General features: G+C 63.4%; 24 protein-coding genes. 6 read left to right on the top strand and 18 right to left on the bottom strand.

Annotated features, from left to right (window positions below; all coding sequences use genetic code 11):
* Positions 1–124 precede the first annotated feature (124 nt).
* The 7 genes from RGUI_RS07830 to RGUI_RS07795 form a co-directional block, all read right to left on the bottom strand.
* Positions 125–427, bottom strand: a complete 303-nt coding sequence (locus RGUI_RS07830; RefSeq protein ID WP_081532539.1) for a helix-turn-helix domain-containing protein — start codon at positions 425–427, stop codon at positions 125–127.
* On the bottom strand, positions 424–984 hold the full coding sequence (locus RGUI_RS07825) for a hypothetical protein (protein ID WP_081532538.1): 561 nt from the start codon (positions 982–984) through the stop codon (positions 424–426). The genes RGUI_RS07830 and RGUI_RS07825 overlap by 4 nt, the downstream gene beginning before the upstream one ends.
* A 12-nt stretch (positions 985–996) precedes the next feature.
* On the bottom strand, positions 997–1,476 hold the full coding sequence (locus RGUI_RS07820) for a hypothetical protein (RefSeq protein ID WP_081532537.1): 480 nt from the start codon (positions 1,474–1,476) through the stop codon (positions 997–999).
* Between the two features lie 30 nt (positions 1,477–1,506).
* Positions 1,507–2,658, bottom strand: coding sequence for a phage major capsid protein (locus RGUI_RS07815; RefSeq protein ID WP_216640113.1), 1,152 nt, complete (start codon positions 2,656–2,658; stop codon positions 1,507–1,509).
* 1 nt (position 2,659) lies between these two features.
* The gene (locus RGUI_RS07810) at positions 2,660–3,202 is read right to left on the bottom strand and encodes an HK97 family phage prohead protease (RefSeq protein ID WP_156882903.1); all 543 of its coding nucleotides are present in this window, start codon (positions 3,200–3,202) and stop codon (positions 2,660–2,662) included.
* 254 nt (positions 3,203–3,456) lie between these two features.
* Entirely contained in the window at positions 3,457–3,825 is a 369-nt protein-coding gene (locus RGUI_RS07800; RefSeq protein ID WP_081532534.1) for a gene transfer agent family protein, read from the bottom strand.
* A gap of 78 nt (positions 3,826–3,903) precedes the next feature.
* A complete protein-coding gene (locus RGUI_RS07795) occupies positions 3,904–4,908 on the bottom strand; it encodes a phage portal protein (protein ID WP_172841106.1) in 1,005 nt (334 codons plus the stop codon).
* Positions 4,909–5,150: 242 nt separating this feature from the next.
* Here RGUI_RS07795 and RGUI_RS07790 point away from each other — a divergent pair, with 242 nt between their 5' ends.
* The gene (locus RGUI_RS07790; RefSeq protein WP_081536012.1) at positions 5,151–6,086 is read left to right on the top strand and encodes a transposase; all 936 of its coding nucleotides are present in this window, start codon (positions 5,151–5,153) and stop codon (positions 6,084–6,086) included.
* A gap of 638 nt (positions 6,087–6,724) precedes the next feature.
* Here the strand turns inward: RGUI_RS07790 and RGUI_RS07785 are convergent.
* Together RGUI_RS07785 and RGUI_RS07780 are read right to left on the bottom strand one after the other, a co-directional pair.
* Positions 6,725–7,231, bottom strand: coding sequence for a helix-turn-helix domain-containing protein (locus RGUI_RS07785; protein WP_081532532.1), 507 nt, complete (start codon positions 7,229–7,231; stop codon positions 6,725–6,727).
* Positions 7,232–7,696: 465 nt separating this feature from the next.
* On the bottom strand, positions 7,697–8,557 hold the full coding sequence (locus tag RGUI_RS07780; protein WP_172841105.1) for a LysR family transcriptional regulator: 861 nt from the start codon (positions 8,555–8,557) through the stop codon (positions 7,697–7,699).
* Positions 8,558–8,688: 131 nt separating this feature from the next.
* Here RGUI_RS07780 and RGUI_RS07775 point away from each other — a divergent pair, with 131 nt between their 5' ends.
* From RGUI_RS07775 to RGUI_RS07755, 5 genes are all read left to right on the top strand, one after another.
* Positions 8,689–9,825: an ABC transporter ATP-binding protein gene (locus RGUI_RS07775; protein ID WP_081532530.1), complete on the top strand. Its 1,137-nt coding sequence runs from the start codon at positions 8,689–8,691 to the stop codon at positions 9,823–9,825.
* On the top strand, positions 9,825–10,745 hold the full coding sequence (locus tag RGUI_RS07770; protein ID WP_081532529.1) for a carbohydrate ABC transporter permease: 921 nt from the start codon (positions 9,825–9,827) through the stop codon (positions 10,743–10,745). Before RGUI_RS07775 ends, RGUI_RS07770 begins: the two co-directional genes overlap by 1 nt.
* Complete coding sequence (locus RGUI_RS07765) at positions 10,742–11,668, top strand: carbohydrate ABC transporter permease (RefSeq protein WP_081532528.1); 927 nt, start codon at positions 10,742–10,744, stop codon at positions 11,666–11,668. Before RGUI_RS07770 ends, RGUI_RS07765 begins: the two co-directional genes overlap by 4 nt.
* 114 nt (positions 11,669–11,782) lie before the next feature.
* The gene (locus RGUI_RS07760) at positions 11,783–13,042 is read left to right on the top strand and encodes an extracellular solute-binding protein (RefSeq protein ID WP_081532527.1); all 1,260 of its coding nucleotides are present in this window, start codon (positions 11,783–11,785) and stop codon (positions 13,040–13,042) included.
* Positions 13,043–13,109: 67 nt separating this feature from the next.
* Entirely contained in the window at positions 13,110–13,934 is an 825-nt protein-coding gene (locus RGUI_RS07755) for a phosphodiesterase (RefSeq protein ID WP_081532526.1), read from the top strand.
* A 28-nt stretch (positions 13,935–13,962) separates the two neighbouring features.
* On the opposite strand, the gene RGUI_RS21855 is transcribed toward RGUI_RS07755, so the two are convergent.
* From RGUI_RS21855 to RGUI_RS07705, 9 genes are all read right to left on the bottom strand, one after another.
* Positions 13,963–15,063, bottom strand: a complete 1,101-nt coding sequence (locus RGUI_RS21855; RefSeq protein WP_216640111.1) for an alpha/beta fold hydrolase — start codon at positions 15,061–15,063, stop codon at positions 13,963–13,965.
* A gap of 81 nt (positions 15,064–15,144) precedes the next feature.
* The gene (locus RGUI_RS07740) at positions 15,145–16,605 is read right to left on the bottom strand and encodes a hypothetical protein (RefSeq protein WP_081532525.1); all 1,461 of its coding nucleotides are present in this window, start codon (positions 16,603–16,605) and stop codon (positions 15,145–15,147) included.
* A gap of 285 nt (positions 16,606–16,890) precedes the next feature.
* A complete protein-coding gene (locus RGUI_RS07735; protein ID WP_081532524.1) occupies positions 16,891–18,036 on the bottom strand; it encodes an iron-containing alcohol dehydrogenase in 1,146 nt (381 codons plus the stop codon).
* Between the two features lie 3 nt (positions 18,037–18,039).
* Positions 18,040–19,419: an aldehyde dehydrogenase family protein gene (locus tag RGUI_RS07730; protein ID WP_081532523.1), complete on the bottom strand. Its 1,380-nt coding sequence runs from the start codon at positions 19,417–19,419 to the stop codon at positions 18,040–18,042.
* 5 nt (positions 19,420–19,424) lie between these two features.
* Positions 19,425–20,792, bottom strand: a complete 1,368-nt coding sequence (locus RGUI_RS07725) for a glutamine synthetase family protein (protein WP_081532522.1) — start codon at positions 20,790–20,792, stop codon at positions 19,425–19,427.
* 63 nt (positions 20,793–20,855) lie between these two features.
* Entirely contained in the window at positions 20,856–21,893 is a 1,038-nt protein-coding gene (locus tag RGUI_RS07720; RefSeq protein ID WP_081532521.1) for a TRAP transporter substrate-binding protein, read from the bottom strand.
* 61 nt (positions 21,894–21,954) lie between these two features.
* Positions 21,955–23,280 carry a TRAP transporter large permease subunit gene (locus RGUI_RS07715; protein WP_081532520.1) on the bottom strand — a complete coding sequence of 442 codons (1,326 nt, stop codon included), beginning with the start codon at positions 23,278–23,280 and terminating at the stop codon, positions 21,955–21,957.
* Complete coding sequence (locus RGUI_RS07710; RefSeq protein ID WP_081532519.1) at positions 23,280–23,786, bottom strand: TRAP transporter small permease subunit; 507 nt, start codon at positions 23,784–23,786, stop codon at positions 23,280–23,282. The genes RGUI_RS07715 and RGUI_RS07710 overlap by 1 nt, the downstream gene beginning before the upstream one ends.
* Entirely contained in the window at positions 23,783–24,511 is a 729-nt protein-coding gene (locus RGUI_RS07705) for an N-formylglutamate amidohydrolase (protein WP_253799010.1), read from the bottom strand. Before RGUI_RS07705 ends, RGUI_RS07710 begins: the two co-directional genes overlap by 4 nt.
* Positions 24,512–24,576: the final 65 nt, after the last annotated feature.

Here is a 24,576-nt window from a genome sequence, read left to right as displayed (position 1 = left end):
GCATTGGGGCGGGTCTGGTCAAAGCGGGCTTTGCGCTCTGCATCCTGCTTGGCCTGACAGGGGCAGCGGGTGCCGCTGGGCACCGCCTTCCCGCAACGGCATATCTTCGGGGCTGCATAGGGCATCAGGCATCCTCCACCTGTTCCCCCAGCCATGCCGGATTGGGTTTGATGCCCCGGTATTTGTCGCGGTTCCGTCGGGCCACGCGGGGATTGGGCTTGTGCGGCTCGAAGTCTTCAATGGGGATGATGTCCAGCTTGTATCCCAGCACCGCCAGCATCTTTTGCACCTTGCCGATTTCGCAGGTTCCACCGGCCAGCAAGGCGCGAAGGGCAGTGCGATTGACGCCAGAGGTTTCGGCCAAGGCGCGTTGGGAGACGCGCTGTTCCTTCATCAGGTCGCGGATGATGTTGCCCCAGACGTTCATTCCGTGCCCCTTTCAATCTTGGTGGTGCCGAAGCCGCCAAACATGGCCCGAAACTTCTGGCCCAGGTCGGCAGGCGGGGCAGGTTCTTCCCCCGGTTCCTTGCCGCCGAAGATCACCCGCATCATCTCGGCACGGCCTTTCACGGCTTCGATGATTTCGGCTGGGGTGGCGTCCAGCGTTTCTTCCGGGGTCCACCCCAGCCAGCCGGTGCCATAGCGATAAAGCTGTGCCAGATGCTCGGGAAAGCTCAGGCTCTTGCCCTGGTGGGGAGTGTCTTCCGTTTCCATGTCGATCCCAGCACAGGCCAGCACATAGGCCATCAGCGGGGCACGGAAGGCATCAATGCCGCTGTCAAACACTCGGTTCGGCAGCAGCGGGATAGAGGCGTGATCGGCGATCAGGTCACAGATGGCGGTAAGGCTGCCGTCTTGCAGGTCACGGATAAGCTGGGGGAAACCGCCGGGGCGATCCGCCAGCTTCATGGCGCAACGCAGGCTCGGACGAAGGGAGAGCACTTCGCCCGAGAGGAACACCGCAAATTCCTCGCCTACGCGCATCCCGGCCACCCCTTACGCGGCTGCCGGAACTTCGATCACCGCACCGTCAATTCCGAGGGTGAAGGTGGTCTTGGTCAGGTCATCGGCGGTGCCGAAGCTGTTCTTGGCGCTGAGCACCACGGCCACGAAATAGAAGGTGGTCGGGGTGCCTGCATCGCTGGGCTGGTCTTCCAGAACCACGCGGAAGGCGTAAGAATACTGTTCTTCCGCTGCCGCCCGTGCGGCGATTTGGCCAACGTCCAGAGGATCGCGGGCACAGACAAGCGCAACGCTGCCGCTGTCGATGGTGCCTTTCCGGCGGCGGGTGTATTTGTCCCCGAGGTTCTTGAAGGTGATTTCGGTGCCCTCGGCACCCCATTCCCCGAGGTCTTCCACTTCGCCGATTTCCACCCAGGTATCGGCGGTGGTGATCGCCTCAAATTCGGTCAGGGTGGTGGCTTCGGATGCAGGGCCGATATACACCTTGGCCCCGGCGGTGCTGTTGATGGTCATGTCTGTTTCCTTTCAGGTCAGAACGCCGGATCAGGCGGCCATAGTGAGGAATTTGAAGGCTTCGGCCTTGGTCATGCCCCCGCCAACGCGGCGGCGTGCATGGAAGCGGACAAGCCCCGAGGTCTGGACGCTGTAGGGGTCGCGCAGCACCGAAAGGTTCACCCGGTCGAAGATGCGGAAGCCGCTGCCGAAATCGCCGAAGATGATCGGGATTTCGGTTGCATCGGCGTCGGGCAGGTCCGGGAACTCGATGACAGGGCGGCCCAAGATGGTCGGCGGGTTGCCTTCTGCAAGAGCATCCCGCCAGAGGTAATCCCCCGAGATGGTCTTGATCTTCCGCACCTCCCCGATGGTGCTGCGGTTCATCGCCCAGACGGCCCGCGATGCGTAGAAACCCGGAAGCGAATGATACAGGTCAATCAGGTCATCAACGCCGATGCTGGCTCCTGCCGAAGTGATGCCATCAATGCCGGTTTCGGTCAGCAGCCCCTTGGGCTGGTTGTTCGCATCGCCCGTGCCGTTGATAAACGCGGAACCTTCCGCCCGGCCAAATTCCTCGGCGAAATCGAAGGCAAGTTCGCTATCCATGTTGAACGCGCTGTCTTCCAGAAGGCGGTTGGAGATGTCCACATAACAGGCCAGCTCATGCACCGTGATCTTCTGTTGCCCGTAGGTCGGTTGGGTGCCGCCCACCGTGCCGCCTTCACCCACCCAAGAGGCGGTGGGGCCTGCGGTGCGCTTCGGCAGCAGGATTTCACCGGCAGAGGTGGAGGCCACGCGGGCAGCGGCCCGGATCGGGGAAAACTCCACAAGGTTGCGGTCCAGTTCGGCAAGGAACTGTTCCGGTGCCAGATAGCCGCCTGCCGTGTCGGTAGAGACGGTCAGGGCGCGGACTTCTTCCGCCTGCATCCGCTCCACCCCGGTGCGGACGAAAGCGGCGAAAGCACGCTGTTCAGCCCCCGGTTCGGTGGTGGTCTCGGTGCCTGTGCCGGGGCGGTTCATCCGGGTTTCCAGTGCCGCCAGACGGTCGGTCACGCCACGCATTTCGGTGGTCTGCCGGGTCTGGTGTTCCGTCACTGCCGTGCGAAGCTCGGTCACGGCTTCGGTGGCTTCGGCAACAGGATCGGTGGTGTTCTCGGGGTCTTGGCGGGTTTCAAGCGCCGGGGTCATCAGGTCTTTCATGTCAGTTCCCTTTGATGGAGGTGGTTGCGGCCCGAATGGCCTTGGTCAGCGCGGTGATATTGGCGGTGCTGCGGGTGCTGGTGACTTGGGAGCCGGGCACCGAAGGAAAGGCCACGATGGAAATTTCCTTGAGGTCGGCTTGCGTGATGCGGCGGGTGCCCGTGGCGCTGCGTTCGTCTTTCAGGGTGCGGAAGCCCACCGATAGCCCCGCCACGTCACCGGCTTGCAGAAGCGCCCGCACTTCCTGAGCCTTGGCCACGGCCAGATTGAGCTTTCCCTTGACGGCCAGCCCATCGGCACGGGCTTCAATGCTGGTCCATGATCCGATGACTTGCGCCGGGTCATGGCTCCAAAGCATCGGGATGGGGGTGCGGGCAGAGGTGAAAGCCTGCGGGGCAAACTCGCTGCGGTAGCTGTCAGCCACGTTGAAGCGCACCGCGATCCCTTCAAGCTCCCCCGTGTCGCTGGGAGCGGTGAAACGCACTTCGGCATCGGCGGTTTCGGTGCCGTGGCCCTTGCGGGTTTCGATTGCAGGCAAGTTCATCGGTTCAAACACTTATGCGGCCCTCCCATAAACGTGGTGCCAGCCTTGCCCATCAGGCCGGGCAATCCGGCAGCGGGTCAGGCCAATTTGCGGGGCGATCCCTTGCAGAGAGCGGCGCACAGCCTCGGTTTCGCTCTTGCCGATGGTCTCCCCCGGATAGGCGCGGGCTGCGATCTGAGGCACTGTCAGGCGGCTGTGAGGTTCTGCTTCAAAGAGCGCGACAATCGCCCGCTGGATTTTCCCCGGTCCCTTGCTCACGCTGGTTCCTCCGAATTCCCAACGGTTGGGATTTCGGCTCCCCCGGCGGTGTCCTGCACCGTGCCAAACATCAGGATTTCGAGAATGCCCAAGGCCAGAGGGAAGATTTCCATCACGGGGCGGGGCACGGCGTATGCGGAAACAAGGGCATCGGCTTCTTTCGGTGCTTCGCCCCCGCCGATCAGTCCCAGCCGGATGACGGCGTGAAGATCAGCAAGCCGGAAATCCCCTTGGAAGAAGCGGCGCGTGAAGCCGCCGATGCCGGTGCTTGTCAGGCGTTCAAGCTCCCCCACCAATTCAGGGGTGAGGCGGAAGCTGCGTTCGGCATCGCCAAAGAAGAAACGGAAGGCGGGAAGATCACTCATCGGCGGTCCCCTCGGTCGTGGTGGCGCTGGTGGTGTAGGGGTTCTGCAGGGCATCCCCGCCGGGCAGCGGGGGCAGGTTCAGCCCGCCCGCACCTCATTGGCGGTCATCGCTCCCATGCTGCGATATTGCCCGTAAGCGGTGGCACGGGTGGCGAAGTCAGCCCGCAACAGGGCATCGGTCAGGTGCTCTAAAAAGACGCTGGCGCGATCCTCAGGGGCGATCAGTTTCAGGGTGACTTCTGCCTCCCAACGGGCCAGCCAGGGCGAAAGGGAGTAGGTCAGGAACTGTTGCCCACCCGTCTCGGCATTGGCCCAAGTCTGATGGCTGTAATCCATCAGCAGCACAGGCGGGACACGCAGGACGCGGGCCACCTCGGTGATGGACAGTGCCCAGATTTCGAGGAACTGGCTGTCCACGCTGTTGAAGCTGAGCGGGGTGAAGCTTCCGCCTTCTTCCAGCACGGCAGTGCCGCCGGAATTGCCGCCCGAGGTCGCGGCCTGCCAGCTTACCTTGATGCGCTTCGCCACTTCGGCCCCAAGACGCTGGGGGAAGCTCAGGATGCCCGAGGGGCGGCCCCCGTTGGCGAAGAGGCGGGAGGCGTGGCCTTGGAGGGTAATCAGCAGCCCGATGGCGTCCTTGGCTTCCAGAAGCGGGGATTTGCCCGTCACGGCATCGGTGGAGGTGGGGCACGGGGCACGCAGGTGCAGCACGTCCATGAAGTTCAGGGTGCGCGATCCGATGCGGTAACGGGGTTCCCCGCTCACCGGGTCCACGTCCACAGAAACAGATTGAGGGTGGACGCGGTGAAGTTCACGCGGTGCGCCTTCGCCATCCCGCACGATGACGGCGAAGCCGTTGCCATAGGCGATGGCGTCGGAGGTCAGAAGTTCCCGAAGCTGGGGGCCACGGGTCCAAGGGTTGGCGTCACCGTTCAGCAGGGTGGCGGGAGCAACTGCGGTGCGTTCCCGGCTGCCATCGGCTTGGCGTCGGTAGGCATGAAGGGGGAGGATCGCCACGGCTTCGGCGATAGCCTTCACCCCGGCAGAGACGGCAGGGACACGCAAAGCGGTGGTGGCACTCACCGTCACGCCAGAGGTGGCAGAGGTGGCCCCGAAAAGCTTGTCTTATCAAAACCGCAGGCTTCCGAAGGATTGGAGGCCACTGCACGCCACGCCATTTATGGCGTGCAGTGGCGGCGGTTGGATCGTAAGGTGCTGGGTCTTTTGAAGGACCGTTCTCGAGTTTGATCGACCGCCGTCTTCCCCCTGGGCCTGAACGGATACGCGTGTGGCTGCACGCATGACAAGCATAGGACGTGGAGAAGATGACAGACCATACCATCGGCGTGGACATTTCGAAATCCCATCTGGATGTTTTCGACGCAGAACGCGGCGCTGCGACGCGTTTTGACACCTCGACCAGCGGATTTCGGGCGTTTGAAGAATGGCTGGGCAAGGCGCCCATCGCCCGTGTGGTGTACGAACCCACCGGCCCGTATCATCGCGCTTTCGAAGAGCGGTTTTGCGACAGGCTTCCCCTGGTAAAGGTCAACCCGCTGCAGGCGCGCCGGTTCGCCGAGGCCTGTGGCACACGGGCCAAGACCGATGCGTTGGATGCGCAAGGCCTGGCCCGCATGGGGGTGGCCCTGGAGCTGGAACCGGACACTCCGGTTGCGAAAACAACACGTGTTCTCAAAGACCTGCAGGTTGCGCGCACGGCCCTGATCAAGGACCGCACGCGCTTGAAAAACCGCGCATATGTGCAAACGAACACAGTGTTGAAGCGCCAGACGAAAGCGCGTCTGGCCTTGGTGGAAAAGCACATTGCCGAGCTTGACCGGGAAATCGATGCCCTGATCCAGGCCGACAAAACCACCGCGCGGCGCCGCGAGATCGTCACCTCCATTCCCGGTCTGGGAAGCGTCGCCAGCGCCGCAATCGTGACCTACCTGCCCGAGATCGGGACGCTGGACCGCCGCCAGGTGGGCAGCCTTGCGGGCGTGGTGCCCTACAATCGCGATTCAGGGCAGTGGAAGGGCAGGTCCTTCATCTGCGGCGGACGCAAACCCTTGCGCGATGCCCTCTACATGCCGGCGCTTGTGGCAATGCGATACAACCCGGATCTGAAGGCAAAATACGACGCCCTGCGCGCGGCTGGCAAACCCGCAAAAGTCGCCATCGTCGCGATCATGCGCAAGCTGATCGAAACCGCAAACGCACTCGTCAAAGCAGACCGCGTTTGGACCCCCAAAACTGCTTGATCAAGACGGATACTCGAAGAGCCAAGCGTCAGGATCGGACAGGGAACGGGCCTCAGCCGGGGCAGCGGCTGCGGTGTCGATCTTGGGTTCGGGTTTCGTGAAAGGCCACACGGCGGGCACCTCGGCAAGCATGGAAGAAATGCTTACGGGTGCCTCCCGCTCGTTGATGCCAGAGGCGGGCCGAAACCGCCGATCAACAAAGCTGCAAACAATCTAGCCGAAGCCGGGGTGCGGGCCAAGAGGTTTCGTCAACGCATGGTGTAAATTCTCACCCACCCCGCAACAGGTTGTGCCAAGTGTTGGATCGGGTGAACTTGCCTGCATCCGGTTTCTGATCGCGGGAGGCGGGGGGCTATGGGGGGTGGAGGGTATTCCGGGGTCATTCTGTCAAATCTGTTTTCTCTTCTCCCGAAGTCACCCGAAGGGAGGCGAAGCCAGCGCAAACGCGGATGCGTTTGCTGAAGAGGATTACTCCTTTTGGTAAAAAGGAGTTGGATAGGAATATGAACGAAGTGAATATTACTGTGTAATCGACTAGCTCACAGACTAGCTCACAGACTAGCTCATGGACTAGCTCACTATGGGTGCAATATTGCGCCGACCCACGACGCAGATTTGCCCCGACGCTACGCGCTATTTCAGCCCTCTAGAAGTTCAGGATTTGCCTCCAGAACACTCGGGGGAAGGGTGTCCGCGAAGTCAGTTTGGAGAGGTATTCCCAGCCGCTGCCAGTCACCCGCCTTCACGTCGCTCAGGTAAAGCGCGAGGGGCGTGGGGCGGATGAAAGTCAGCACCCGGCTGCCCCCATGCCGCCCAAGGGTGCGCTCAATCAGCCCGTTTTCTTCAAGGGTGTTCAGGTGCCGCTTCAAGGTGGCGATGGGCAGCCCGGTGGCTGCGCTCCAATCCCGATATGGCCACGCGGCCCAGAAGCCTTCATGGCCGGGACGGCGTGATCCCGACTTCCGCCACTTGTTCATGATCTCCCCGAAAAGGTCACGGGTCTTCGGGAACTGTGCCCAGAAGCCCCGAATGTCCTTCTTGGTCTTGAGCGGGGATTGATCTTGCACTTGCTGAGCCGCCTTGTCTTTCTCAAGGGCAGCGGTCAGTTCGGCTTTCGCGGTTTGTGAATGTAGGTAGGTCATCATTGCCGTTCCTCTTGCGTTCTCCACGCGAATCGGCGATCCTGAAGCCGATCCTCGGGGGCTTCCCTAAGGGTTCAATCCGTTGCTGGGTTTCGTTGCAGTTCCCATCAAGTAATCAGGGGCGATGCTGTTGGCGCAGCTTCGCCCCTTTACTATTCAGCCGGGCAGATCGGTGAGCAATCCAGCCCTTGAAGGGTGGTGCAGATTTCAGCCCACCCACAAAAGCGGTTAGCAGCCCGGACAAATTGCCTTTTGTTTTCAATGCCCAGATTTTCATAGGTTAGCAAATCTAAGCCATTGAAACTGAACACTTCCGGCAAAACCCTACGGGCTGCCATCTTTTTCCTTACGGGTCCAATCCGAGCGTCGCCTTTTCCTAGGCACTGCGTATTACATTCACGATCCCGTCCGACGACCATTTCGGCCCATTGGCCTTGCCTATCCGCGGCGCGCGGTTCGGTCGGGTCCTCAGGTGGCGCTTGTGCCGGAGGAGCGCAGGACATTCACGAAGCTCTTGACCGCGTGCAGGTCCAGCTTGTCCTTGGGCACGACCAGATCGGTGACGAAAGGTTGGGCAATCTCCGCAATCCTGCAGGTGCACAGGTCGGCGGTTTCCGCGGTGCTGTCGCTGAGAAAGACGCCCACGCCGATCCCCTGCAGGATCGCCTCTTTCATCAGGGGGAAGGTCATCGTCTTCATCACCCGGCGCGGGGCGAGGCCGGCCGTGTCCAGCGCGCGGCTGACCACGCGTTGCGTCAAGGACCCCCGTTCGGGCAGCAGCAGGGTCTTCTCGCAGAGATCGGAGAGCGTGACGACATCGCGACCGGCGAGGCGATGGGACGGCTGCATGTATGCAACATAGTGCGAGGTCGCGACCGGGAACTTCATCCAGTCAGAGCGGGCCGGGGCATCCGTTATCACGGCGATGTCGACCTGCCGGTTGCGCAGCTTGTCGATGGCTGTTGTCCAGTCGAACAGGGCAAAGTCGATCTCCACCCCGGGCGAGGACCGGCCGAAGCCTGCGATCAGGCGCAGCGCGGGGAGCGGTGCATTGGCGATGACCGACAGGTGCCCTGCGTCCAGTCGGGCAAATCCCGCGATGCGCTCGGCGATTAGTTGTTCGAGATCCGCTTGCCGGTCCGCCAGTTCGAAGATCTGCTGCCCGGTTGCCGTCAGTTGGATTCCGTCGCGGCTGCGGAAGTAGAGCTTTGCCCCGACTGCGGTTTCCAGTTTCTGCATGGTCTGCGAGACGGCCGATTGGGTCACGCCCAGCTTCTCGGCCGCGGCGGTCACGCTGCCAAGGCGCACGATCTGTGCAAAGGTTGTCATCTGCGCAAGATGCGCGCGCATCGAAGCCATGCTCATGCGCTGCCTATAGGCGCCATTAGTCTCGCTAATATGACGTCACAGAATCGAGACCGTCGCTGAATACGCTGCGCCCCGTGAACGGGGTGGATGCGATGGCCACGATTGATCTGCATGGAATCGAGAAACGGTTCGGCGAGACGGCCGTCCTGAAGGGTATCGATCTTTCGATCCAGAAGGGAGAGTTCGTGACGCTGGTCGGCCCGTCGGGCTGCGGCAAGTCCACGCTCTTGCGCATCCTTGCGGGGTTGGAGACACCCGATGGGGGCCGGGTCGAGATCGCCGGGCGGGACGTCACGGCCATGCGGCCCGCGGATCGGAACCTTGCCATGGTGTTCCAGTCCTACGCGCTTTACCCGCATCTGACGGTGCGCGAGAACATGATGACGCCGCTGAAGCTGCGGGATCTGTCCCGCGCGGCGCGCCTGCCGTTGATCGGGCCTGCGATGCACCGCGACGCCTATCGCGCGCTGATGGGGCAGGTGCAGCAGACGGCCGAAATCCTGAAGATCGAGGCGCTCTTGGATCGCAAGCCGGGGCAGTTGTCGGGCGGGCAGCGGCAGCGGGCGGCCTTGGGCCGCGCCATGGTCCGCAATCCCGTCGCCTTTCTGATGGATGAACCCCTGTCGAACCTCGACGCCGCGCTCAGGGTCCACATGCGGGCGGAGTTGAGCGAGCTGCACCGGCGACTTGCCACCACCTTTGTCTATGTCACCCATGATCAGGCAGAGGCGCTGACGCTGTCCAACCGCATGGCGGTCATGATGGGCGGTCGCATCCTGCAATTCGGAAAACCGGCCGATATCTACGCCCGGCCCGACACACTGGAGGTGGCCCGGTTCATCGGTTCGCCCGCGATCAACGTGATCCCCGGAGAGATCGGGCGGGACGGGCGTCTGGGGATGCTGGGCAAGACGGTTGGCACGGTGCCCCGCGCCGCGCCCGGGCCGGTGATGCTGGGCCTGCGCCCCGAACATCTGCGGCTCGACCCGCGGGGGGCGTTTGGCGGCACGGTGACCCATCGCGAAAACCTCGGCCCCGACCTGTTCCTGCATCTGGGGGTGGAGGGGTGCGATACACCCGTCATCCTGCGAACCACGCCCGACCGGGCGCAGCAGTCCGACCTTGGTCAGCCGGTGCGGATTTCCGTTGACCCTGCACAGCTGCATTGCTTCGGGGCAGAGGGCCGGCGTCTGGATCGCAGCGTCGCCCCGGCACGGGAAGTGGCCTGATGGCCCGGTCCCGCGCGCATCTGTGGTTCATCGGCCCGGCGCTGGTGCTGATGGTTCTGATCCTGATCGTGCCCATCGGGATCGCCGCGGCGCTGAGTTTCACCGACTACTCGCTGGGCAATTCGGGTGCCTCCTTCGTCGGGGTCGAGAATTACGAGAAGATCTTCACCCGCTCGACCTATGAAAAGATGTTCGGCGCCACCTTCCGCTATGTCGGCGTGGTGGTGCCGCTGTCGGTCGGTCTGGGGCTGGGTGCGGCGCTGCTCATCCACTCGCTGAAACGCTTCGGCGATCTTTACAAGACCATCTACTTCCTGCCGGTCATGGCCGCGCTGATCGCCATGGCCATCGTCTGGGAATTCGCCCTGCACCCCACCATCGGTATCTTCAATTCGACGCTGGAACGCGGTTGCGGCACGGTTCTGGAAAACTGGGGCTGGTATGCCAAGGGCTGCGCGCGGACCTTTCCGCTGTGGCTGAACAATCGCGACTATGCGATCTGGACGGTCTGTTTCATCGGCATCTGGCAGGCCTTCGGCTTCAACATGGTGCTGTATCTCGCCGGTCTCACCTCGATCCCGCGGGATCTCTATGCCGCGGCGGAAATGGACGGGGCCCGGTCGGCCTGGGATCGTTTCCGGCTGGTGACATGGCCGATGCTGGGGCCCACCACCGTCTTCGTCGTCACCATCAGCCTGATCCGGTCGTTTCAGGTCTTTGACATGGTGGAGGCGTTCTATCCCCATGGCGGCGGCCCGTCGAAGAGCGTCTATGTGATGATGTTCGCCATCTACGAAAAGGCGATCCAGCAGAACCTGATGGGCATCGGTGCCGCGATCACGGTGGTGTTCCTTGGCTTCGTCATGGTGCTGACGCTGATCCAGCGGACGCTGATCGAAAGAAGGACCCATTACGGATGAGCGACGCCACCGCCCAGGGCGCGGGGGCGCCCGCCTTTCGTTTCTCAACAGCCGAGACCGCCAAGCATGCGGTGCTGATCCTCGGCGCGCTGATCGTGCTGCTGCCCTTCTACGTGATGCTCAGCTATTCGTTCAAATCGCCGGCGGAGATCATGCAGAACACCGGCGGGTTCTTCGGGGCGCAGTTGCCGTTTCGCGATGACTATTGCGTCAAGCTCGGCAATCCGGTCGAGGCCTGCATGGTCACGCCGGTGATCTACAACTACACCACCGCCTTTCAGAAGGCGCCGCTTCTGCGCTATCTGCTGAACGGGGTGATCGTCACCGGGTCGATCTTCGTCATTCAGGTTCTGGTGGCGCTTCCTTGCGCCTATGCGCTGGCCAAGCTGCGCTTTTGGGGGCGCGAGGCGGTGTTCGGGCTGGTGCTGTTTTGCCTCTTGATCCCCGTTCATGCCATCGCGTTGCCGCTTTACATCATGCTGGCCAAGGTCGGGCTGACCAACAGCTATGCCGCGCTGATCATTCCCTGGACGATCTCGGTCTTCGGCATCTTCCTGATGCGGCAGTTCTTCATGACCGTGCCCGATGACCTGATCGACGCCGCGCGCATGGACGGGATGAGCGAGTTTTCCATCGTCTGGAACGTCATGCTGCCCACCGCGATCCCGGCGCTGATGGCCTTTGCCATCTTCTCGGTCGTGGCGCATTGGAACGACTATTTCTGGCCGCGCATCGTGATCACCGGCAATCGCGATCTTTTCACGCCCCCCCTGGGGCTGCGCGAATTCAAAGGCGATGCCGACGGCGACAACTACGGCCCGATGATGGCCAGCGCGGTGGTGATTGTGTCGCCTCTGATCGTGGCCTTTCTGCTGGCGCAGCGCCGCTTCATCGAGGGGATCACGCTCAGCGGCATGAAATGAACGCATGTCGGGGGGCGGCGACCGCCCCCCGGATCACCAAAGCCCCAAGGGGCGAACCGGCCGGGTCACGTTTGGCGACTGCATCCCGGCCAAGGCAACCGGAGGAACGAAATCATGAAAAAGACCCTGACGGCAATGGCGCTGATCGCGGTGGCGACGCCCGTCTTCGCCGAGGACAAGGTCACCATCGAATTCGGCTATCCCTACAGCCACCTTTTCGACGTGACCTATGAAAAGATCCTGCCGATGTTCAACGCGCAGTATCCCAACATCGAGGTCAAGATGCGCGCGCCGTATGAGACCTATGAGGACGCCTCCAACACCATCCTGCGGGAATCCGTTGCCGGTGAATTGCCAGACGTCACGATGCAGGGCCTGAACCGCCAGCAGATCCTTGTGGAAAAGGGCATCGCCCGGTCGCTGGAACCCTTCATCGCAAAGGAAGCCGATTTCGCGAAGGACGGCTATCATCAGGCGATGCTGGATCTGGGTACCTTCAACGGGGCGGTACACGGGCTGCCCTTCTCGGTCTCGCTGCCGGTTGGCTATTACAACATGGAGGTGATGGCGAAGGCCGGGATCACCGCCGAAGACCTGCCCACGACATGGGACGAGGTCATCGCGATGTGCGGCAAGCTGCGCGAGGCCGGTGTCGACAACCCGATGTTCTGGGGCTGGAACATCACCGGCAACTGGTTCCTGCAGGCGCTGATGTGGAGCCAGGACAAGCCGCTGATGGAAGGCAACGACTTCACGCTGGACAGCCCCGAGGGTCTGACCTCGCTTGCCACCATGAAGTCGCTCTTCCGCGGGTGCGAGATGCAGAACCTCGAATGGAAATCGGCGCTGGCCTCGTTCTCGGCGGGCGATGTGGGCATGATGTTCTGGTCGACCTCGGCGGTTGGCGCGGTGGAACGCGCGATGGGCGATTTCACCCTTGTCACCAACGAATTCCCCGGCATCACGCCCGCAGGCCCCGCCGGTCTGCCCGCGGGCGGCAACGCCGCGCTGCTGGTCAGCCAGTCGGACGACCCGGCCGTTCTGGACGCCGCGTGGAAATGGCTGAAATTCATCACCTCGGGTGACGGCGCGGCAGAAGTGGCCCGCACCACCGGCTACATGCCGCCCAACAAGGCCGCGAACGAGATCATCCTTGCGGATTTCTATGCCGAGAACCCGGCCAAGGCCACGGCGGTGCGCCAACTGCCGCTGCTGCGCGAATGGCAGGCCTATCCGGGCGACAACGGGCTGGCCATCACGCAGGTGATCTATGACGGCATCGAAGGTATCGTCACCGGCGAGTATGACGACATGGAAGAGCTGCAGGAGCAATTGACCGAAGAGGTGCAGGACCTTCTGCCCTCCGGATCCTGATCTCTCGTCTCAACGCGGCCCCCGGCAGGTTTCCGGGGGCCGTATCGTATCCAAAGGACGCGTCCCCATGAAACTCCTGCAACTGACCGATATCCACCTGACAACGCCCGGCGACACCATTGCGGGACGTGACCCGAACGCGAATTTCGAGCGGGCCCTGGCCCATGCGCTGGACCGGCATGCCGATGCCGAGGCCCTGTTCATCACCGGGGATCTGTCCGATTGGGGCGAAGCCGCGGATTACGCCCGACTGCGCGAGACGATCGCGAGTCTTCCCCTGCCGGTGCATCTGTGCATCGGCAACCATGACGACCGCGCGACCTTCGTCTCTGTCTTCCCCGAACTGGAAGGCGAGGGCGGTTTCGTGCAAAAGGTGGTGCCGCTGTCCCTGGGTCATGCCATCGTGCTGGACACGTGGGGGCCCGAAACCCATGCGGGGCATTTCTGCGAGGGGCGTGCCGGCTGGCTTTACCGGCAGCTTCAATCCTTGCCCGGCCCGGTCTGGCTGTTCCTGCATCACAATCCCGTCGCCCTTGGGGTGCCGCCGATGGATGAAATCATGTTGCTGGACGCCGCGCGGTTTGCCGCGACGGTCGAGCCCTTTGCCGACAAGGTTCGCCACATCTTCCACGGTCACTGCCACCTGCCGCTGTCGGGGTCGCTGCATGGCATTCCGTTCTCGGCCCCGCGGGGCACCAACCATCAGGGCTGGCCCGACTTCAGTGCCACGCGGATGCTGTCCGGGTCCGATCTGCCTGAATCCTATTCGGTGATCTTCGCAACCCCGACGACGACCATGGTTCACATGGTCGAGTTCGGATATTCCGGTGAAATCCGGGTCGAGAATACGCCAGACTATGCGGACTGGGACAAGCAGACGATGGTTCGGTAGCGGCCCCTGCCGCGCCCTCCGGTCCGCCTCACTCCCCCGACAGGTAAATGCTGACAGGGCGCACCGGGTGGCCGTCTGACCATGCGCCCATGTCGAAGTCCAGTTGATCGGCCCGCGCGCCGTCGCGGATCACTTGGTCGAGCGCGAACCACAGATAGCGCCAGTCTAGGGTGTCCTCTGTCCCGACACCATCCAGAAGAACGGTCGCGAGCACGGGGCGGAAAAAGCTGGTATCGGTGGTGGCCTGTTCGTGATTGGCAAACAGACCGGCGCAGCCGTGGGTGTCGGTATAGGACAGGTACATCCGCTTTTGCCCCGTCGCGATGAAACCGAACGGCGTGTCCCACTCGGCCTTGGGCACGATCCAGTCGTCATTGCCGTGAAGGATGGCCACCGGCATGGTCAGCGCCGTCCCGGTGAGACGCAAATCCATGTCGTCGGCGAGGCTGTCGAAGGCCGCGCCAAGCTGGCCCGGGGCCGAGGCGGCCGTGCTGCTGGGGATCGGGTCTGCGGTCAGCACCTGCACGGGCAGCAGGTTCTCCGGGTACCCGTCCTGTTTCACGTAATAGGGCCAGCTCAACGCGAAAAGCCCGCCCAGCGAATGGCCGTAGACATAGGTATCCACCGCCACGCCCGCGCCGAAACCTGATTTGGCATAGGCGTCCGACACGCTGGCCAGCGCATTTCTCAGCCATTTCTCTTGCGACGGTTTCAGCCCGTCGCCGAACACCTCGTCCACCAGATCGGCGACGGTCATCAGGCCGCTGTCGGGAAAGCTGCAGAACCCGGTCTGGAAATTGGGAAAGAACACCGTGTAGCCCTGCCGCACCAGATGCTCCAGATGCGCCCGGTAGATTTGCGAGGCGCCAAGCACGAAACCGTGCAGGAAGATCACTGCCTTTGGGCGCCCGTTGTCGCCAAGGTACGGCGTCTGGGGCCGGTAGACCTCGATATAACTTCCGGCCTGACAGTTCCCGTACCGGTCGACCTGAAATTCGGGGGAGGTATAGACGCCGCTGTAATCGGGTTTCGCCGGGGGTTTGGGCCCCAGCCCGCCCAGCAATCGGCACAGCGCCGTCTGGCCAAGATAGACAAGGGTCGTCCGCAGAACGGTCAGGAGCATGGACATCGGGCGTGCCTCCGGTCGGGTCGGGGGGATGGCGTGGCCCGGGTGCGGGCCAATCCTCGGGTCGCGGACGGGCCGCCGGGGTCAGTCGCCCGGTGGCGTCAGGGGCACGATCTGTGCGTAGATGTGGCTCAACTGGAAGGGCTGGAAGCTGTCGGGCGCGCTGGCCGACTGCTGGTGGCAGGTGAAGCAACTGGTGCCCTGCGTATAGGTTTCCATCGTGGCGTTGAAGGCGAACAGGGATCCGCGCAGGTCGCTATCGGAATAGTCCTTGGCCTCGGGGATCGGGGCGTCGGCCGTTTCGGTTGGGGCACTGGTCCAGATGCCGCCGGTCTGCACGTAATTCGCCCGGAGATCGCCCGCGCTGAGTTGTGAGCGGACCGAGGCGTTGAGCGCCAGCAGCAACGTGTTGTTGGTGACCGCGGCCGTCGCGGTGTCGCCCTGCTGGCTGCCCCACGGATATTTCCGGTAGGTGTCGGAGGCGACGATCCCGCCAGCACAGACCGGCGTTCCGTTCTTGGTGTTGGCGACGATGTTTCCCTTGGTCTCTTTCGCGCATTCCGTGTTCGCGGGCACCGCGGCCCCCGTTTCGATGAACAGGAACGTGCCCTCCGAGGAATAGGGCTGTTGGACCACATCGCCGGCCCCGTTGGTGTAGTAGTAGGGGCCGTCAGGGGCGTTGAGGATGTGTTCGTAGGTGACCCAGACGAATTCGGGATGGTTCTGCACGGTGCCGACGATATGCATCCCCACCAGTGCCAGCGTCGTTGTTTTCGACCCGCCCGGCGTCCAGATCGTGTTGTCGGCATTCGGCGTGAAGGTCGGGATCGTCGCCTCGATCGTGATGAACTGGCTGGCGTCCGGCACGGTGGTGGCCTCGACCCAGGAGGTCTTGAACTCCATCGCCAGGGTTCGCGGTGCGTCGAGTTTGGTGCCCGGGAAGGTGTTGCTGACATAGCGCTCAAGTTCTCCCAGATCCTGCGCGTCACGCGGGAACATGGTCTGGTCAAGCTCTCCGCCCTTCTGGCCGGTCAGGAAGTAGCCGTAGCCGTCGTTCACATGAACGCCGTAATAGACCAGTCCACCGGCCTGGGACACCAGCGTCCCGCCACCCCCGGCCTGCCCGACCTCACCGATTTCGTCGAATTTCTCGGTCCGCAGCGCGAAGGCCATGGGCGCGCCGGTGTCGTTCTCTTGCAGATAGCGCTTGCCGCTGGCGTCAGCCGGCAACACGTTGAAAAGGGCCGGGCCGTCCAGAACCCGGCCGTCGCCTTCGGGCGAGGTCAGCCACAGGAACATCTGTGCGCCCCAAGTGTAAAAGTCGCACACCGTGTTGTCGGTGGGAAACGCGTTGCTGTCGGCGGCATAGACGGCCCCGTCGGGTGTAGGGCTGCCGCTTTCGAACCATCCCGCGAAGGTATCGCCCGCCACCGTGCAGGTCGGCTGGACATCCGTGGGAAGCGCCATCTGCGCGGCACCGGGAGAGGCAACGACCGTCGCCGCCACACAGGCCACACCGATCCGCCCCGTTGGAATACGGGTCATCTTCACACTCCCCTTTCTGGAAAGAGGTTTCGGACGTGATGGTCACAGTCCACAGGCGCCGCGCACATGAGTGGACATCGCGCAAGCCATCTAAGACTCTGCAGTCTCAATCGAATCTGGAATTAGATTGACTATACCCCGGATCGCCCTCCACTTCCAGTGGAGCGCATGACCAGCAAATCCCGCCGGTCTGCACCGGGGTATCGGGCGCAACGGCCCGGGGCGGCCGTTGGTCGGTTTGCCGGTGGCCATCGGGTGACGGCCACCGTGCAGGGGGCGGTGGTGCTAGAGGCAGGCCTCGAACAGGGCGCGGGTGTTCTCCGCGGTCATTTCGACCGGGTTGCCACCCACCGATGGGTCGGCCAGCGCGTCGGCCACCAGCCGGTCGAGATCGGGATCGGTCACGCCCAGCCCGGCCAGCGTCTCGGGGATTCCAAGCTCTGCATTCAACGCGGCAACAAAGGCGCAGAAGCCGTCGAACCCGCCCTCGATGCCCAGATAGGCCGCGGCGCGGGCCAGCGGTTCTTCGATGGCGGCGCGGTTGAAGGTCAGGACCGCTTGCATGACCACCGCGTTGGTTGTGCCGTGATGGGTGCCGTAATGCGCCCCGATGGGGTGGGAGAGCGCATGGATCGCGCCCAGCCCCTTTTGAAACGCCACCGCGCCCATCGCCGCCGCCGCCATCATGTAGGCGCGCGCCTCGATATCGGTGCCGTCCTTGTAGGCGCGGGGCAGGTTCTCTTTCACCAGCCGCATGCCTTCAAGCGCGATGCCGTGGGACTTCGGGTGGAAATGGGGGGAGCAATAGGCCTCCAGACAATGGGCGAAGGCGTCCATGCCGGTGCCTGCGGTGATGGCCGGTGGCATGCCGACGGTCAGTTCGGGGTCGCAGATCACCACCGCGGGCAGCATCTTGGGGTGGAAGATGATCTTTTTCTCGTGGGTTTCGGAATTGGTCAGAACGCCTGCGCGCCCAACCTCTGACCCGGTGCCGGCGGTGGTCGGCACGGCGATCACGGGGGCGATGGCGTCCGCATCGGCGCGGGTCCACCAGTCGCCGATATCCTCGAAGTCCCAGACCGGGCGGGATTGCCCCGCCATGAAAGCCACGCATTTCCCAAGGTCGAGACCCGAGCCGCCGCCGAAGGCGATCACGCCGTCATGGCCGCCTTCGCGATAGACGGCGACGCCGGCCTCCATGTTCTTCTCGTTGGGGTTGGGATCGACCTCGGAGAAGACCGCGCGGCCCAACCCGGCGGCGTCGAGGAGGTCGAGCGCCTGCGCCGTGATCGGCAGTTGCGCCAGTCCCCGGTCGGTGACCAGCAGCGGTTTCTTGATCCCCGCCGCGATGCAGGCCTCGGGCAGTTCCGAAATGCGGCCTGCCCCAAAGCGGATGGTGGTGGGGTAGGACCAGTTGGCGGTGAGGTTCATCGCTCAGACTTTCTTGAGATGATAGGATTTCGGGCGGGTCAGCGCGTGATAGCCAAGGATCGACAACCCCGCGCCGCGCCCGGTGTTCTTGCACCCCGTCCAGCAAAGCGCCGGGTCGAGGTAATCGCAGCGGTTCATGAACACGGTGCCGGTCTCGATCCGGTCGCCGACGCGCGCGGCGCGTTCGGCATCCTTCGTCCAGAGCGAGGCGGTCAGCCCGTATTCGCTGTCATTCATCATCGCCACGGCCTCGTCGTCGTCCTTGACGGGCATGATCCCGACCACGGGGCCAAAGCTCTCCTCGCGCATCACCCGCATGGAATGATCCACGTCGATCAGGATCTGCGGCATCAGATACGCACCGCAATCGTTGGGGAACAATGCGGGGTCGATCAGGGGTTTGGCGCCCGCCGCGATGGCCTCGGCCGTCTGGGCGCGGACGAGATCGGCAAAGCGGACCTGCGCCATCGGGCCCATCGTGGTCTCAGGCTCCAGCGGATTGCCGAGCTTGGCCTTGGATACGATTGCCACGCATTTCTCGACGAAGGCGTCATAGACGCTTTCGGCTACATAGATCCGCTCGATCCCGCAGCAACACTGGCCGGAATTGAACATCGCCCCGTCCATCAGCCCGTCGGCCGCGGCATCCAGATCGGCGTCTTCCATCACATAGCCCGGATCCTTGCCGCCCAGTTCCAGCCCCAGCCCGGTGAAGCTGGCCGCCGCCGCGCGCGCGATGGCCCGTCCGCCCCCGACCGAGCCGGTGAAGTTGACGAAGTCGAACGCCCCCGCCTCGATCAGGGCAGAGGTCGTGTCATGGCTGACAAAGATGTTCTGCGCCACGTCGTCGGGCACGCCCGCGTCGCGCAGGGCGCAGATGATCCGCTCTCCCACCAGCGGGGTCTGGCTGGCGTGTTTCAGCATCACCGCATTGCCCGCGATCAGCGCGGGCGCCACCGTATTGATCGCGGTCATGTAGGGGTAGTTCCACGGCGCCACGACCAGCACCACGCCATGGGGCACGCGGCGGATATAGCGGCCCGCCGTGTCGCTGTCCTCGATCCGGATATCGGCCAGCGCCTCTTCCGCGATGTCGGCCATATAACTCGCGCGTTCGTTGAAGCCGCCGAACTCCCCGCCATAGCGGACCGGGCGGCCCATCTGCCAGGCCAGTTCCGGCACGATCTCGTCGTTCGCCTCTCCCACCAACGCCACGGCGCGGCGGACGATGTCTACCCGTTCGGCCAGGGGCCGCGCGGCCCAGGCGGGTTGCGCGGCGCGGGCGCGGGCGGCGGCGGCGCGGGCCTCTTCAAGCGGCATCAACGCACGCTCGGCGTAGACCCTCCCATCAATGGGAGAGATGCATTTCAGAGTTTCGGTCATTTCTGTCAGGACCTTTCAAAGCCGCGCGCCACTTCCCAGTCGGTGACGCGGCGGTCGTATTCGGATTGCTCCCAGCGGGCGGCGTGGACGTAATGGTCGATCACGTCGTCGCCGAGAGCCGCACGCAGCATGCCAGACCCATCGGCGGCTGCAATGGCATCCCGCAGGGTCTTGGGGATTTCGCGGATGCCTTCGCCGGTGTAGGCGTCGCCCACGAATTCAGGCTCCAGGTCCAGCCCGTTCTCGATCCCAGCCAGACCGGCGGCGATCTGTACGGCGAAGGCGAGATAGGGGTTGAGATCGGCGCCGCCCACACGGTTCTCGATCCGGATCGCCTTTGTGCCCTCGCCCACCAGCCGATAGCCCGCCGTGCGGTTGTCACGCGACCAGACCGCCTTGGTGGGCGCGAAGGTGCCCGCGACATAGCGTTTGTAGCTGTTGATATTGGGCGCAAGGAACAGGGTGAAATCGCCGGCGTATTTCAGAAGGCCCGCAACATAGGACCGCATCATGTCGGACATGCCGTTGGGGTCCGCCTCGTCCAGGAACAGCGGTTTGCCGTCCGCCGACCACAGCGACTGGTGAATATGACAGGACGACCCCGCCGGCACATCGGCATATTTCGCCATGAAGGTCACGGCATGGCCCTTGGCCAGCGCGATTTCCTTGACCGCCTGCTTGGTGATGACGTGAATATCGGCACTGTCGAGCGCGCCCGCGTATTTCACGTTGATCTCGTGCTGCCCGGCCCAGGCCTCTCCCTTGGAATTCTCCACCGGGATGCCGGCTGCGAACAGGTCGTTGCGCACGGCGCGCATCAGGTCCTCTTCGCGGGCGGTCGTGAACAGGTGATAGTCCTCGTTATACGGGCTGACCGGTTTCAGGTTGCGATAGCCATCGTCATGGGCCTCTTCGAACGACTGCCGGAACACGTAGAATTCCAGCTCCGATGCCATCATGGCGGTCATGCCCTTGTCGGCCAGCCGGGCGAGTTGCGCCTTCAGGATGGCGCGCGGCGAAACGGCGATGTCCTGGTGGCCGTGATGGTCCATGATATCGCACAGGACCAGCGCCGCCCCCGGTGCCCAAGGGGCCAGTCGCAAAGTCGACAGATCCGGCTTCATCATGTAGTCGCCGTAGCCCTGCGCCCAGCTTGCCGAGGCATAGCCCGGCACCGGTTCCATCTCCTGATCGACGGTCAGCAGGTAGTTGCAGGAATGCGTCTCGTGCACGCCGGAGTCGAGGAAATGGCGCGCATGGAAGCGCTTGCCCATCAGCCGGCCCTGCATGTCGATCTGGGCCATGATGACGGTGTCGATCTCGCCCTGTTCGACCAGTTCCGTCAGGGCGTCGAGGGTCAGGTTGCCGGGCATGGGGGCCTCTTGGTCTTTTGGTCAGAAAGGGGGCGCGCCCGGACAGGCACGCCCCGGTCGCGATTACGCCTTGCCGTAGCGGTAGGGCCGCCCGGCCTTGGCCATGTCGGCATTGTACTTCTTGAAGATCTCGACGACCTTCGCCTTGGTCTCGGATTCCGCGGCGATCTCATCCCAGAAGCTGTGCGCGGCGTTCTCGACCTGATCCCATTCCTCGTCGGGAATGCTGGTCAGCTGCATCTTGGTGCCGTTGACGCGCAAGGATGCCTCGCCGCCCCAGTACCACCACTGGCGATAGTAGTGCGACTGTTCCATGCAGACCTTCAGGAGTTCCTGAAGCCGCTCGGGCACCTCGTTCCAGCGGTCCTGGTTGGCGAAGAAATGGCCGATCCATGCGCCCGAGATGTTGTTTGTCAGGAAGTAGTTCGTCACATCGGCCCAGCCGACGGTGTAGTCTTCGGTGATGCCCGACCATGCGATGCCGTCAAGCTCCCCGGTCTGCACGGCGACCTCGATATCCTCCCACGGCAGGGTCACGGGCACGACGCCGAACTGCGACAGGAACCGGCCCGCGGTGGGGAAGGTGAAGACGCGCTTGCCGCGCAGGTCCGCAAGGCTGTTGATCGGGTCCTTGGTCGCGAAATGGCAGGGATCCCAGGCGCCCGCGCTGATGTGTTTCACGCCGACCTTGGAGTATTCGGCGTCCCAGATCTCGTTCAGGCCGTACTGGTTGAACAGCACCGGCACGTCGAGCGAGTAGCGGCTGGCAAACGGGAAGTAGCCGCCGAACACGGTGACTTCGGTGGGGGAGGCCATGGAGTCGTCATCGGACTGCACCGCATCGATGGTGCCCATCTGCATCGCGCGGAACAACTCACCCGTGGGGACAAGCTGGTCGGCATAGAACAGCTCGATCTCCATCTCGTCGCCAGCGATCTTGTTGAAGCTGTCGATGGCGGGCTTGATCACATGTTCGGCCAGCGCGGGGCCGGCATAGGTCTGCATCCGCCAGCGGATCTTGGAGGCGGCGAGGGCCGGGGCGGCCAGACCTGCGGCGGGCGCGGCCGCGGCGGCGGTCAGGAACTTGCGTCTTGTGGTCATCCTATTCTCCTTGCTGGGGGGGGCAGTTTGCCCCGATCGGGCCCCTTCGTCGGGGCTCTGGTTATAATCCATACACGGTATGCGGCAGCCAAAGCGCGATCTGCGGGAAGGCCATGATCAGGGCGAGTGCCGCGATCATCACGATCACGAAGGGCACGATGGACGAATAGATATCGCGCAGCCCGATTTCCTTGGGGGCCATCGCCTTCATCAGGAACAGGTTATAGCCGAAGGGCGGCGTCATATAGGCGATCTGCGTGGTGATGGTGTACAGCACACCGTACCAGATCAGGTCGAACCCCAGCGCCTTGACCAGCGGCACGTAAAGCGGGGCCACGATCACCAGCATCGCGGTGTCGTCAAGGAACGTGCCCATCAGCAGGAAGGAAAGCTGCATCAGGATCAGGATCATCCACGGGTCGAGGCCAAGCTGTTCGGTGAACAGGTTGTCGATGGCCCGCACCGCGCCCAGCCCGTCGAACACCGCGCCAAAGGCCATGGCGGCGAGGATGATCCACATGAACATGCAGGAAATCGCCAGCGTCTGCCGGACCGAGGTTTCGAACACCTCGCGCGTCATCCGGCCCTTGACGACCGCCGCAAGAAACGCGGTGATCGCCCCGATGGCAGAGCTTTCCACCAGCGAGGTCCAGCCGTTGATAAAGGGCACCATCATCGCGGCGAAGATCGCAAGCGGCAGGAGGCCGGCGCTCAGCAGACGCAGCTTTTCGCCCATGGTGATCTCGTCCCGCTCCCCCGGCGGCAGGGCGGGGCCCAGCGATGGCGTGATCCGGCAGCGGATATAGATATAGGCCACAAACATCGCGGCCATGACGAGGCCCGGAATGATGCCGGCCAACCAAAGCTGCCCCACCGGCTGCCGCGCGATCATCGCATAGAGCACCAGCACGACCGACGGCGGCACAAGGATCCCGAGCGACGACCCGGCCTGAATCACGCCGGTCACCATCTTCTTGTCGTAGCCGCGCTTGAGCAGTTCGGGCAGCGCGATGGTCGCCCCGATGGCCATGCCCGCGACCGACAGACCGTTCATGGCTGAGATCAGCACCATCAGGCCGATGGTTCCGATGGCCAGCCCACCGGAGACAGGCCCCATCCAGACGTGGAACATCTTGTACAGATCGTCGGCGATCCGGCTCTCGCTCAGCACATAGCCCATGAAGATGAACATCGGCAGCGTCAGCAGCGGATACCACTTCATCAGCTTCATCGCGGCCGAGAACGGAATGACCGACCCGCCCGTGCCCCAAAGCGCCAGCGCCGCGATCGCGGCCACCGCCCCGATGGCGCCGAAAACCCGCTGGCCGGTCATCAGCATCAGCATCATCGATGCGAACATCAGGATGGCGATCATCTCATAGGACATCAGATCTCAATGCCCCGTATATGCGCGATGTCCTTGAAGAGTTCCGATATCGCCTGAAGGATCATCAGGAACAGGCCAAGGCACATGATCGACTTGATCGGCCACAGCACGGGGCGCCACGCCGTCGGGCTGCGTTCGTTGTATTGCAGGCTGTAAAGCAGGCTGTCGATCCCGCCATAAAGCAGCACGCCAAGAAAGAAGATCAGGAACAGAACGGTGAAGGCATCTGTCCACGCCCGTTGGGTGATCGACCAGCGGCCATAGAACAGGTCCATCCGCACGTTCGATCCCAACTGGATCGAATAGGGGCCGCCCATGATGTAATAGGCGACCATCGCGAATTGCGCCATTTCCAGCGTCCAGAGCGAGGGCAGGAAGAAGGTTTTCGAGATTGAGGACCACAAGAGGATCCCCATCATCACGAAGATGCCGTACATCATCACCCGGCCGATGCGGTAGTTCACGGCATCGATGATGCGCACATATCCCCGCATGACCCCTGTCACGACCGGCCCCCGTGACCCATGGCGGTCAGGGCGTCCCGCACCAGGGCGGCCAGCCTCTGGCCCATCGCCGTCTGTGTCGTCGGGTCGGCGATCAGGTCGTTGCGGATTTCCAGCATGACGTTCGCGTGCCCCTTTTCGACCCCGTGCAGGCGCAGTGTATGGGTCACGCCGTGTTCCGGTCCATAGGGTTCGTTCGCGGCGACGCGCAGGTCGGTTTGCGCCGATGCCTCGGCCAGCATCGCCCGGGCAAGGCGGTCGTCGGTATCGTGCAGGATACCCAGTTCGACCGCCCGCGGATGCCCGTGCCAGACCGGAGAGAAACTGTGCACAGTGACCAGCACCGGGGGCCTTGGCCGGTCGGCAAGCGCCTGGTCCAGCGCGCCCCGGAACGGGTCGTAGTAACGGCGGGCCCGCTCTGCCTGGTCGGCAGCGCTCAGCCCTGCATTGCCGGGGATCGCGATCACCTCGGTCTGTGCCGGCATCGCCTCGGGCGCGCCGCCGGGGCGGTTGCAGTCATGGACAAGGCGAGAGACCGTCGCGGCCACCAGCGTCGCATCAAGGGCGGCGCGCATCGCCTGTGCCACCCCAAGCGCGCCGGGGTCCCATACCGCGTGGCTGAACCTGTGTTCTGCGTCGAGACCAAGATCGTTCAGGTCCGGCGGGATTTCGGCAGAGGCATGTTCGCAGACGATCACGAGGTCAGACGCGGCATCGCCGGTCTGCACAAGTGGCCTGTGTCTGGATATGTCCGTCCCGATTTCCGTCACGCGCGGCCCCTCATCATCGCGAA

Origin of the sequence: Rhodovulum sp. P5 (assembly GCF_002079305.1) — a bacterium.
Classification (GTDB): Bacteria; Pseudomonadota; Alphaproteobacteria; order Rhodobacterales; family Rhodobacteraceae; genus Rhodovulum.
The sequence above is the reverse complement of the archived record's forward strand: the minus strand, read 5'-3'. Positions and strand labels throughout refer to the sequence as shown.